The 13357-nt window shown below is 31.7% G+C and carries 10 protein-coding genes; 6 read left to right on the forward strand and 4 right to left on the reverse strand.

Annotation, left to right across the window (positions count from 1 at the left end):
• Window positions 1-30: 30 nt before the first annotated feature.
• The 4 genes from N4A44_02920 to N4A44_02935 are packed head-to-tail and all read right to left on the reverse strand — an operon-like array spanning window position 31 to window position 4598.
• Window positions 31-1554, reverse strand: coding sequence for a hypothetical protein (locus tag N4A44_02920; protein MCT4552594.1), 1524 nt, complete (start codon window positions 1552-1554; stop codon window positions 31-33).
• Window positions 1555-1572: 18 nt separating this feature from the next.
• Window positions 1573-2823 carry a hypothetical protein gene (locus N4A44_02925; protein MCT4552595.1) on the reverse strand — a complete coding sequence of 417 codons (1251 nt, stop codon included), beginning with the start codon at window positions 2821-2823 and terminating at the stop codon, window positions 1573-1575.
• The gene (locus N4A44_02930; GenBank protein ID MCT4552596.1) at window positions 2823-3836 is read right to left on the reverse strand and encodes a hypothetical protein; all 1014 of its coding nucleotides are present in this window, start codon (window positions 3834-3836) and stop codon (window positions 2823-2825) included. The genes N4A44_02925 and N4A44_02930 overlap by 1 nt, the downstream gene beginning before the upstream one ends.
• Window positions 3837-3857: 21 nt before the next feature.
• Window positions 3858-4598, reverse strand: a complete 741-nt coding sequence (locus tag N4A44_02935; protein ID MCT4552597.1) for a prepilin peptidase — start codon at window positions 4596-4598, stop codon at window positions 3858-3860.
• 190 nt (window positions 4599-4788) lie between these two features.
• Between N4A44_02935 and N4A44_02940 the strand changes: the two genes are divergently transcribed.
• The 6 genes from N4A44_02940 (at window position 4789) to N4A44_02965 (ending at window position 12970) form a co-directional block, all read left to right on the forward strand.
• A complete protein-coding gene (locus tag N4A44_02940) occupies window positions 4789-5403 on the forward strand; it encodes a hypothetical protein (protein ID MCT4552598.1) in 615 nt (204 codons plus the stop codon).
• Window positions 5404-5493: 90 nt separating this feature from the next.
• A complete protein-coding gene (locus N4A44_02945; protein ID MCT4552599.1) occupies window positions 5494-7842 on the forward strand; it encodes a hypothetical protein in 2349 nt (782 codons plus the stop codon).
• Window positions 7843-7851: 9 nt separating this feature from the next.
• Window positions 7852-9111, forward strand: coding sequence for a helix-turn-helix domain-containing protein (locus N4A44_02950; GenBank protein MCT4552600.1), 1260 nt, complete (start codon window positions 7852-7854; stop codon window positions 9109-9111).
• A 259-nt stretch (window positions 9112-9370) separates the two neighbouring features.
• Window positions 9371-10711, forward strand: coding sequence for a histidine--tRNA ligase family protein (locus N4A44_02955; GenBank protein MCT4552601.1), 1341 nt, complete (start codon window positions 9371-9373; stop codon window positions 10709-10711).
• A 68-nt stretch (window positions 10712-10779) separates the two neighbouring features.
• Window positions 10780-11862 (forward strand): peptide chain release factor 1, encoded by a 1083-nt coding sequence (gene prfA, locus N4A44_02960; protein MCT4552602.1) that lies wholly within the window; start codon window positions 10780-10782, stop codon window positions 11860-11862.
• Between the two features lie 706 nt (window positions 11863-12568).
• Entirely contained in the window at window positions 12569-12970 is a 402-nt protein-coding gene (locus tag N4A44_02965) for a hypothetical protein (GenBank protein ID MCT4552603.1), read from the forward strand.
• The last annotated feature ends 387 nt before the right edge of the window (window positions 12971-13357 follow it).

The following is a 13357-nucleotide window of genomic DNA, read 5'->3' on the forward strand; positions in this document are numbered from 1 at the left end:
CATTTTTTATAAATCAAATCAAACTAAAAGTTAAAACTTATAAAAATCTTTCCACATTAAAGTCATGACTTGACCTTCTTGAGCTACCATCTGCCCATTCACCCAACAAGACCCTTTAGCTCTAACTTCAACAGAGTATTTTTCTATAGCACTATACTTTTTAATATCAGCAATTCCATTAGTAATGTCTCCAGCAGCAGATAAAATATTTCCAACGCCACCCATTGCAGCACCAACTCCAGCACCAGCAAGAGCTCCTACAGTTGCACCAGTGCCACCACTAGTAGCACTTGCGGCTTTCCCAGTAACTTCAGCAACCTCTCCAACATTTTTTTTAAGCTTTTCATTACCACTTGCAGAAACAGCGACATTAGCCAAACTTGTACCTACAGCAGCATAGCTAGAAACTTTTGCAGTCTTATCAATAACACTTAAAGTCTTAGCATATTTAGCGCTATCGGCAAATTTCTGAAGTTTTGTAGCTTTATCAGCGGCTTTAGCAGCAGCATCTATACCTTTCGAAGCTGAATTTGCAGCAGTACTCGCAGCATTTCCACCAGGAGTAGCAACATTGGCAACAGCAGCAACTAACTGCACACCACCATTAATAGTGTCAGCGTAAGCACGGTTTTTCATTTTCTTAGCATTCTGCTTGGCAATAGACTTAACTACAGGAGTTTCTGTACCAAAATATTCTTGAGAACACATAATTGTATCACCCATCTTAAAAGTCATCTCCTTAAGAGGTTTTTCAGAAGTAACACCATAAGATACTTTAACATCACACCCATAAGGATCATCAGCCGTAGAAGCATGTCCTAAATCAGCACAAAAGTCTTGCATTCTAACTTTCATAGAATTAACAAAATACTCTTTTAATCCAAGGTTACTATGACTTTTAGCAATAATATGAGAGCACTCATTAAGCAAAACCTCTGCCTCATCTAGATCAAAACATTTAACAAAAGGAACATAATCAGGCATTCCTTTATCTCCCTTGCAAACAGGTTCCATACAAGCTTCCAACTGTTTCAACTCATCATAAATAGTTGGTTCAACTTCAGGGTTCTTAGCTGCCCACCCAACACAATCAGACTGAGAAGTTATAGCAAAAGAATTTTTCAAACCACTTTCCATGCCAGAACATTTATCTAAAATAGCCTTACACTGCGTCTCAGAATATTGAAGTAATTCAATACCTTCCTTAACCATATAACCATCTAAATCATAAAACTGAGCTAGTTCACCATTATCTTTATTCATATTTAATGCTGAGGCCGAACAAGAACAAGCTCCCTTAACATCATCTTGTATACAATATTTATTCATACACATAGAATAAAACAGTTCACAACTTTCAGAGTTAACCAAATAACCTGGTATCCCAATAAGCTCCATAACCTTATCTTTTTCAGGTTGTATAACCGGGGCAGGGGTAGCAACAGTGTTGGAAACTTCTCTTCTCATTCTACCTCTAGGAGCTGCTATAACAGTGCTAACCAAAATAGCAAAAGCACTAACTCCAACAAATAAACTTAAAACTTTTTTATTCATATTGAATTCTCTCCCAAATTATTCAATCCAATTTAATTTAAACTTCGCACCTTCCTGTATAATAGGTCTTTGATCCATAAAACAAAATAGGTTGTTCTTAGAAGTATCTATAATCTTCTTACTTTGCTCATTCAATTGCTCAGTTCTTACCATAGCATTCATAATACCACTAACAGCAAACAAAGAAGAACTCAATCCAGATGAAACCATATTCACAGTTCTCATACCTTTTTGAAATCCTGTAGCGGTATCAGTAACTTTCTTACCAGTCTCTGCTGCAGCTTCTGCAACTTTATTAGCAGCCTTACTAGCCTCAGCAGCTGAAACTATACCACCAACAGTATTTGCAACAGCTCCTGTAATACTTATATAGCTTCCAACAACTCTAATTTTCTCACTTTGTATCAAAGCCTTTTGCAATTTAGCAGTATTATCTTTAACCTTAGCAACGGTATTAAATCCTGCCTCAGTACAATCTATAATATCACCAATCCCAAACATTCTAGTAGCAAATATCTTCATACCAGTTTCTTGAGTCTGAGCAACGTCTTGGGCATCTCTTTGTCTAGCATTGTTTGGCTTATAATATCCAAACGCAATCTCTACTTTACATTCACCAGCATTATTAGCTGCATTAACAATTTGCCCAGAATCAATTCTATCGCAATAAACTCTTTTAACATTTCCCATATCAGATAAGAATTCTTCCTTAAGCTCCATTAACTGACCAGGAGAATCGGCATGGGCAGAACAATGATTTCCAACTTTATTAATAGCATCAGCAGTAAAACACTTAGTAAACTGTAAATCAGGATCCTTTCCCTCAGAACACAAAGGTTTCATACAAGATTTAAATTTCTCATATCTACCAAAATAAGAATCTTCAGCGGCCTTTTGCAAATTGGTCTTAATATTTCCCAAAGCTAATTGAGCGCAGTCATTATCCATAGCCATTTTATACTCTGAAACAATCTTTCTCTTAAGAGTAGGGCATTGATTTAATAAAGAAGCACATTCTTGTTTTTGCTTAACATAAACAGAATATCCAATAGGTTTGATATCTGCTCGTTTATCTTCAGGTATATTTTGTTCGGCCATAGAAGAACAACCACATCTTCCAAAACCATCGTTATAACATTGTAAATTCATACATCTATCATAAAGTCTCTTACAATCACTATTTTCTATATTATTCAGGTCTATAGCAAAAGATTTGTTCGCAATAAAACAAGAAGATAAAATAGATAAAGTTAAAATAAATTTTTTCATTATTGATCCATACCTCCAATAATAAACATATCACCTTCTTCAGCAACTTGCTGATCATTCATAAAACAAGCACCTCTTTTTGCAAGGGTAATTCTATTCATTTCTTTAACCGTATTAGCAGCCATTTCTGTAGTCATAGCAGCAGCATTAATAATCATAGTAACAATATTAGGAATGGCCTTAACGACATTCACAACACCTTTAACAGAAGTAACAATAGCATCTAAGAAAAAAGTGCTTTTCTCTTTTCTAGTACCAAGGTCTACATCAAAGTAATTTTGAGCACACTCAACTACTTCACCCATAACAAATTCTTTTCTTTTCTTAACAGTCTTCATATTTTCAGCCCTGAATTCTACCATGAAAGAACACTTCATTGTATTATTATCGAAAATAGCCCCGGGATTATCCATGCAAAAATTAAATTGAGCCTTTCTAATCTCATCATACATTTCAGCTTTAATAGTAAACGGAGTAGAGGACTTAGCCAAAACATCTTCACATTTTTTCTCTAGAATTTCCATTTTATAAGGCTTCCAACAGTTTATATATTGTGGAGCATCTGGATTAGTAGGGTCAGCGCATTGTTCTCTCATGCAGTTTCTATAAAACTTATAATGGTAACCATAGTTCTCACCTTTAGCTTTACTAGAAAGATAACTCTGTATATTAGCAACAGCTTGAACATTCTTAGCATCTATTTGGAATGCTAACTCAAACATATCTCTTTTATGTCTATCCTTTATAGAAAAGGTACACATAGCATTCGCATAATTAAATAACTCCCTACCTTTTCTTAATTTAGCACCATTAACATTTACATACTCATTTCCCTTATAATCTTTATTGCAAGCTAAAATGCCGTTACCATCGGTAACAGCGTTATTACAAAATTCCTTAACGCACTTATAAAAAGTATTGTACTCCTCATCAGCCACATTCATCGCAAAAGCCACTGATGAAACTAAAGAAATAGCAATAGAAACAATTCCCAATTTAAAAAGCTTAATCATAAAATCTCCCCCTTTATAGTTTTAAGCCAAAACACCATATGCAAATATGCTCAACAATGATAATAAAGCAAACGGAGCATAAGGTAAATATCTCATTCTAAGTACCAAAGACGCCATAGCAAAATAAACGATTGATACTATTATCAAATAAGGAAAATAAGTAAACCCAAGTAAAGCACCCAAGAAAATCAATAGCTTAAGATCTCCGCCACCAAACCCATCAGGGTATTTCTTGTATGTAATAACAGTTAGAATGATACAAAGTAAATAAGCATAAATGGAACACATAGCACTATTTAAAACAGAAGGTGATGTATAATGTAAAATTCCAGCCAACAATTTAGAATTGTTAGCAACAACATCAATAGTAGTCAAATCTACATAATATCCTTTTAAAGCCACAAAAAGAAAAGTAACCAATATAGCAGGGAAAGAAATCAAATCCGGTATCAAACAAAACTTTCTATCAATCTCTGAGATAAGAAATATCATATAAGCAAGAATTAAAAACACAATAACTAGAGGTAAAAACAAAGAATCTATAGCTAGATACATATTATAAGAAAGAGCCGCAAAAACAGACCCTAAAATAAGATGTCTAAACAATCTTTTTCTAAGCATTTTAGCTCTAACATCCATCCAGTATTTTCTACCAGATATCTTCTTGTTTTTCATAAGCTTTTTCCATCCCTTATATTTTAAAATAAGCTCGGCATTTGTATATCCGAACATCCTAACTATATAAGAGCCAAAACACTCCATTTTAAAGCCTAAATAAAACGGCAATAATGCAAAAAAAATAAAACCTAATATATCGCAAAATAAACTCATATCACACATTCCAAATAAATAATATTGACAGTTACCCAATCATTCTATATAATTCTCATATCAATTAATATTCTAACACAATTTCGTTAACAAGACAAATTAAAAATGAAAGATATTTCTAATGAAAAATAATAGCTGGACAGACAAAAAAGTTGAAAAATTAAAAAAGTACTTAGCAAAGGGACTTACTACTTCAGAAATAGGTAAAAAGTTAGACCTTTCTAAGAATGCTGTTATAGGAAAAATTCATAGATTAAAACTTAACGAAACTATTAAAAAAGAGACTCCTGCTAAAAAGCCTAGTCTATTCAAGAGCTTATCTATTAAAAAAACTCCTGAAAAAACAGCGAAGAAAGCATCTCCAAAAGCTAAAAAAGAAGGTACTAAAAAAGCTACTAAAGCAAAAACTTTAGAACTTCCTCTAGGTGAAGCTCCAGCTAAAGAAGCTAAAAAGGCAGTTAAAAAAACTACTAAATCTACTAAAAAAGAAACTACTTCTGAAGAAAAAGAAATCAAAGTTATTGAAAAGCCTGCTACTAAAAAAGCATCAGCTCCTGCTTCTACAGGCAAAGGCTATAAACTTCAAGATATCGGTTTTAATATGTGTAAATGGCCACTAGAAGAGGGTGACGAAGACGGTAACTTCTTATTCTGTGGATGCCAAACTGAAGATAAAAAACAATATTGCGCTGAACACCTTGCAGAAGCTTATGTTCAACAGGACGATAAAAAGTAGTTTTTCTAAACAATTTTCTTTTGACCTTTATTGTTTTTTATAGTATAATACACTCATATTTACAAATTAGTAAAGCGTGGGAAAGACACTATGGATAACAAAAAAATTGAAAAATGGACGATGGACGAAAAGACATCGTTAGATAAGTTTGTATATAAATCAAATGATGTAGACTTTGAAGCTTTTTACTTGCCTAACAACAAAGTTCAACCAATATTTGTCATAGACCACAAGATTTCAGACGAAGTTATAGATCCTATTCTAATTATCAATCCAGATGAAACTGATAAAGAAAGAAAATGGGATAGACTTCTTTCAGAAAAATACAACGTTAATCCAATGAACGTTCGTCCTAAGAAAAATAATAAATATCTAAAACTAGACGTTATCTATAAAGGCTTAAATCTATATAGAGATTATGTAGAAATGCCTGATCAAAGAATTGCTAATAAAATAGAGCATAACAAATTAACAGAATTATTAAAAGTATGTAAAGAAAGATTAGATTTCTTACATCTTGATCTTAAAAGAGCTACTTCTACAAAGGGAACAAGTGCAAAAACACTTAAGAATCTAGAAGATCACTTAGAAAGAGTTAAAATCAAACTTAAAAAGATTGAAGAAAATCCAAAGATAGAAGGGTTCACTGCTAAAGAAGAAAGAGAAAGAAGTAAAATCTTTGAATTAGAAGATAAAATTAAATCTGCTAAAAGAAGAATTAAAAGAGCAGAGAAGAGAGAAGCTGAAAATCAAGAAAAGATTGAAGTTATCAAAGAGCAAATCAAAAAAATTGAAGATAGAGTTAAAAAGATTAAGCCTGCTGACGAGACTATTCAACCAGAAGCAAAGGCATCTCATACTATTGCTGAAACAGTAACTGAAACTGTTGAAAAAATAGAGAAAAAAATTGAGGAAAAACTTCACAACTTAACTCATCATAAAGAAGATAAAAAAGAAGCGAAAGCTGAAAAGAAAGAAGTTCAAGAAGTTAAGCTTACAATTGATGTTCCTAATAAAAAAGTAGAAGAAGAGGAAATTAAACTAGAAATAGAGCATAAAAAACCTCTTAAAATACAACATCAAGAAACTTTCCCTAAGGACAAGTTTGCTACAAAAGAAGAGTTAAAAGAAACTCACAAAAATATTGATGCAACTAAAAAAGATGTTCACTTTACTAAAAAGGATATAGAACATACTAAAAAAGAAATCACTTCTCTTAAAAAAGAAATTAAAGTTGTAGCTGAAAAGAAACATAAAGTTCTTGCAGCAGAAGGTAAAGAAGATAAGAAAAAAGCATTCAGTCATCTTCTAACAATATTACTACTATTATTCATCTCTATAGCTTTATTTGTTTTCCTAAACAGAGAGCATATGCAAAAAACTAGAGTTAAACCTCAAAACATAGAAGTTGTTAACGAAGATCTTAATAAAAATTTCGAAGACATGGATAGTCTAGAAAGAGAAAATAGAATCTATTTCAACAACCAATCTGTAAAAAAAATAAGAGTATCTACAGGAACTAGAACAGAAAGATTAGTAGACGCGCCTATGAAACCAGTTGAAGCTCCTTATGGTAAATACGAAGCTCCTGAAGAAACTCAAGAAGTTATCAGAGAAGATAAAGCAGAAAAACTAGACGCTAGAATGAATATCTTCAGCAGAAAACTTAAAGAACTTAAAGATGCTCAAAAAGCTGCTAAACCTCATCATGTAGAAGAAAATCATGATCATAAAGAAGTAGTTCTTTCTGAAGACGAGGCAAAGAAAAGCGTTCTTAAAGTTATCATTCCTGTTAAAGAAGAAAGCCATATAGAAAACAAAACAGTTATTAGAGAGGCTTCTCATTCTGAAGAAAGATATGAAGAGGAAGTTATTGAAGAAACTGAAGAAGTTTATGTTGCTGATCTAGGAAGAGAAACTCCAGAAGAATTCCAAGAACAACCTATGGAAGTTCCTCTTGCAACTGTACAAGAACAAACTTTCAAGAAAGATCTTATCGAATTCAAGAAACTTATTGGCTTCGACGAAGAAAAATACGTAAGAGTATTCAGCCTAATGAAAATATCTTACGAAAAAAGAGATCTTGGTACTTTCAAACTTTACTATAAAGAAGTAGAAAGAATGAACTACGAATGGGAAGTTATTAAAAACAAATTCATGGAAGAGTTCTATTACATTCACAGCGATATGGAAAGTACTCCTGGAGAAAATGAAGAATATGTTATCAGCAGATTTATAATTGATAGCTATATCGAAGATTTCCAAAGATACTACAATGCTGTAACAAGAGAAACACCTAACTTCATTAATCCAGAATTACTAAGAGAGATGAAGTTACATACTGTAAATCCTTACAGATACAGAAATGCTAATGAAAAATTAGATTTAATGCTTAGAGCATTAGAAGAAATTAATTTAAAACAACAACCAATCTTATAGGGGATGAAAATGGTAGAAAAAGCAAAAAGTAAAAAAAGTAAAAATACTGCTGCTAAAAAAACAGCTTCAAAAATAGCTCTTAAAAAAGCTGCTGCTAAGAAGGAAATTATGGAAAAAATCGCTAAGCAGGCTGAAGAAATAAAACAAGAAGCTGTAGCACTAGAAGTTGCTACAGAAAATGAAGTTGCTCAAGAAACGACAGAAGCTCCTAAAGAAGAAAAAGCTGCTCCTATAGTTATAGACGATACAGCAAACACAGAAGATTTCGTAGTTAAAATGAAAATGGAAAACGGAGTTGTATGCGATGTAGAAGAAGTTAAACCTTCTTGCGGAAGCATCTTAAAAGAAAAAAGATTAGAGAAAAACGTTTCTATAAAAGAAATTTCATCTTCTCTTATGATTAAAAGTTCTTACCTAGAAGCTCTTGAAGATGATAACATGGATGAAATCCCAGGTAAAACATATGTATATGGCTACATTAGAGCATATGCTAATTACTTAGGTCTAGATGACAACGAATTAATCAATATCTACAAAGACTCTATCTCAGAAACATCTGAAGAAACTAAAGAAGAAATTGTAGAAAGACAATACCAAAACATAGAAAAGAACGGCTTATACATGAAAATGTTGTTCCTAGTTCTTGGTGTCTTAGCATTCACATCTCTTTCCCTATATGGTTACAATATGTATACTCAAAAGAAAGCGGATGAAGCTAGAGAAGCTATGAATGAAAAAATCTTACAAGATCTAATGTCTGAAGAAGATAATCTAATAGAAGCTATGAACCAAGAAGCTATGTTAGAAGGCGGAATTGAAGTTCAAGAAGGTGAGGTATTACCAACTGAAGAAGGAATTGAAACTTCAGAAGAAGTAGTTACAGACGAAGCAACAATTACTCCTGAAGAAACTAAAGAAGAAGCTACTCCAATTTCAAGCGTAAGAAGAGATATTCAAATGATAGCTACAGGCTCTGTTTGGATTAAACTTAAAGAAGGTGGTAAGTACGAATACTCTCACGTAGAAAAAATGGATATAGGCGGCGGAAACGACGTTTTCGAAACACTTTTAAGAAAAGGTGAAAACAGCCAATTACCAACTCTAGAAGAAAACAAAGTATATTACCTTACAATCGGTAACATAGAAAATACTAAAGTTATCTTAAACGGCCAAGAACTAGAGTTAAGAGAAGCTAAACAAACTGCAATCTTTAACATCAGATTAGACACAACTAAAGATATTAAAGAACAACTTAAAAGAAGAATTTAATATCCTCTTTAAGAAAAATAGAAAGATCCTAAGAAATTAGGGTCTTTTTTAATTTCTACTCCATCAAAATTTCATTGAATTTTCAAAAGAAATACCATATAATAATCAAAGTTTTAATGCTTCGTAAAAAATTCTTACAATAATTTTGTGCGAAGTATGTTGAAATAAATTTCAATTTTTTTGAGTGTATAAATAATACATGATAAAAAATTTACAATTGATATTTCAACTTTAATTCGTGCAAAAGGAGAAGCAAGAAATGAGTAAAGTAATCGCTAAACCAATGTCAGGTTTCCAAGAATTATCTCTAAAGAAGCAAATAATTTTTGATAAAATAAAGAGAACTATAGAAAAAACTTTCGAAGAAGAAGGCTTTTTTTCAATAGATACTCCTGCTATCGAAAGATGGGAAGTTCTTAATGGTAAAGGTGGAGAAGAAAATCAAAAGCTTATTTACAAAATAGATAAAGACACTCCTCAAGGACTTAGATTTGACCTTACAGTACCATTCGCTAGATACGTAGCAAATAACCTTAACGATTTACCAATGCCATTCCCTCGTTACCAAATAGGTAAAGTATATAGAGGCGAAAGAGCCCAAGCAGGTCGTTTCAGAGAATTTTACCAATGCGACATAGACATAGCTGCCCCAGTAGAAAGATTAGGGAAAGGTAGTAGTAATAGAATTTTATTAACTCTAGCAAATACTTTAAAAAATATTTTAGAAAATACCTCTATTTTAAAAAAACAATTTAACTTTGAAATTCTTGTAGGACACAGAGCTATTTTAAATCAATTTTTTGAAGAAAATAATTTATCAGACAAATCAACGAAAATTCTTCAAATAATAGATGATATTAAAAAGATAGGCGAAGAAAAAGTTTGCGAAAAACTAAAAGAAATAGATTTATCTGATGAGGATATTAAAAAAACAATTAACTTGATTAATTGCTCATCTATAAATGATTTAAAATCATTTTCTTGGAAAAATATAGAGAATATAAAACCTTTTATAGAAGAATTAGAATATGTGATAAAAAGTAATAATAAAGCAGTGTTAGATCTTTCAATCACTAGAGGATTAGATTATTATACAGGAATTGTGTTCGAAACATTCATAGAAGGAGAACTTTCTAAATATGGTTCTATGATGAGTGGTGGTCAATACGATGGACTTATCAATACATTTTTACCAAATCAAAATATAGGTGGAATAGGGGGGTCTATAGGTCTATCTCGTCTATTTGATATTTTAGATAAAGAAGATTTATTTAAAGATATTCATTTATATGAATTTGGTTTTATTTGCGAACTTACAGGTGAAAAAATAGAAGAAGGTTTTGATTTTTCAAAATCTCATGAAATTTTTGAAGAAGCTGAAGCTATAATTAAAAAAGAGTTAAAAGAATTCAGAAAAACTAGTAGTTTTACATCAAATACAAACAAAATCTATAAAAAATATAGTAAAAACATCCCTGTTATCCTAATACTTGAAAACAATGAATTCAAAGTTAAAAATATGCTTTCTAACGAACAAGAAGTATTTACTAACAAAGAAGATGCTATTTCAAAAGCAAAAGAACTTCTTGCTAAATTATAGCTTTTTCCCTTTACAATCTAGCACAAATAAATAAACTATGAAAAGATTTTAAAATACAGGAAAAAGAAATGTCAGTAGAAAAAAGTAAATTCGACCTAAAACTAGAACAAGTAAAAGAAAAATTACAAACCTTAGAAGATAAACTTTCTCAAGGTATTGATGACAATAAAGAATTCGCAAAAACATCTAAAGAATATTCCGATCTAAAGCCAGTTGTAGAAGCTATAGACGAATACTTCACTACAAAATCTAACATGGAACAAGCTCAAGAACTTCTTAAAGATCCTGAAATGAAAGAGCTTGCTGAAATGGAATACCACGAAGCTAAACACCAACTACCTGAAATGGAAGACAAAATCAAAATCATGCTTCTACCAAAAGACGAAGCCGACGAAAAGAACGCTATCTTAGAAATCAGAGCTGGTACTGGTGGAGACGAAGCAGCCTTGTTCGCAGGTAACTTATTAGAAATGTATAGAGGCCTAGCAACAAATAAAGGTTGGAGATTTGAAATCACAAACGTAAACGAAGCTGAAGTTGGTGGCGTAAAAGAAGCCATTGTAGAAATCAGCGGACAAAACGTTTTCTCACAATTGAAATATGAATCTGGTGTACACAGAGTACAAAGAGTTCCAGAAACAGAAACACAGGGTAGGGTACATACTTCTGCCGCTACAGTAGCAGTTATGCCTGAAGCAGAAGACATCGATATCCAAATAGACCCTAAAGATTTAAGAATTGATACTTTCAGAGCATCTGGTGCTGGTGGACAACACGTTAACAAAACAGAATCTGCTGTAAGAATAACTCACATTCCTACTAACACAGTAGCAGAATGCCAGGACGGACGTTCTCAGCTTGCCAATAAAGATAAAGCTATGAAAACTCTTAAAGCAAGAATTTACGACGCTGAAAGACAAAAACAAGAACAAGCAAGAGCGGCTGACAGAAAGTCTAAAGTAGGTACAGGTGATAGATCTGCTCGTATCAGAACATATAACTACCCTCAAGGTAGAATATCTGAGCACAGAATTAACCTTACTCTATATAAGTTAGACGACGCTCTAGCCGGAGGTCCTGCACTTCAAGAAATTATAGATGCTCTTACAGCCGAAGAAAATCTTGAAAAGCTAGCAAACTTAGAAGCATAAAAAGCTTTTAAAACAAAGAGTATAAGGGAGTTCATTATGAGCTCCTTTCTTTTATAAGAGTACTTTCTCCTTGACTCTTTCAACTTCAAATCTAATAATTATATAAAGATCTACATATAAATCCCTAAATCAAGCACTATGATTTCAAACGAAGAAATACTTAATTTTATAGGTAATTACTTTGAAGAAATCTGCTTAACTATGACTATAATTTTTGTAAATATAATCATAACCATCATAGCAGTTTCAAAAAGATCCTATAAAAAATTACTAAAATTAATAGAAAAATATAAAAAATAGACAAAAAAGAGGGTGTAAAAAACAACTTCTTTTTTTATGAAAAAACCGCAGAAAACAAAGGTTTTTACAACCTTTTTCTATATAAACCAATCCCAAAAATAACATTTTTCACACTTTTTTTCTTGACAAATATATTATTTATGTTATATTTTTAATATATAAAGATACAATGTAAACAAAATATGCCCTGACTAACAAAATAGAGAAGGGCACTACAAAATCGTTAAACCTAAAAAATTAAGATATGAATTACTTTAATTTAAAAAACGCAAAATTAGCTCTGTTTCTAACAACAGTTTTCTTCTACATAATTTCATTATTTTTCTGGTACGTTGGAATTCACTTCAATAATGAAGCCTTTTCAACCCCAACATACATAACAATAGTATCGCTGATATTATTTGTAATGCTATGGATACCTGATGAAATCAGTTTCAAGCCACTTGGAATAAAAGATGAAGAAATGAGTGTAGGGATATTAATGTGGTGGCCAATAGCTGCTGCATTTGCTTTAAGCATTGATTGGTTAATCAAAGATTATGAAGCTCACGTACCATATTACTTAGTTCAGTTATATGGAGTAGTTAGGTTCATTCTAATAGGTATAAACTTTAAGAAAAAGAAGATTGGATTTAAAAAGAAATCTTTTTGTAAAAATTCTAAAATCTATTTAATAACAGATTTAATAGTTGTTGCACTTTTCTTAATGTTAGCAATCAATAGAGACAGTAGATATCTCGTTGACCTTGCTATAATAGGTTTACCTATGGTTCTTGCTTGGAGAAATTTACTTTCCGGGCGAGTTTAATCGAAAGATATTTAAAAGAAGAGGCTGTGGATCACAAATCCCAGCTTCTTTTTTTATGTCAAAATATCACTTAGAGCAACACATAAACCACTTCTAAAAATTATTAAAATTCACAATTTTCACACAAGCATAAAATTAACACATCCATACCTCTATAAAATAAGAGAGAAAAATCCATCAATATTTTTGTCGCATAATATATATTATGTATTAAAAAGCTCACAAAAAGCAGGGAATCGAATAAATAGAAACCAGAAACACAATTAAGAATTAATTACATATATTATACATATTTTTTTATTACAAACAACAAAAAGAAACTTTCCTTTTAAAAATCATTTGTTATAATATAACGCAAAAAGGAATTAAAGGAAGCTCTTCTTGCTT

Source organism: Alphaproteobacteria bacterium (genome assembly GCA_025210155.1).
In the GTDB taxonomy this organism is placed as follows: Bacteria; Pseudomonadota; Alphaproteobacteria; order Rs-D84; family CASDRH01; genus JAOASE01.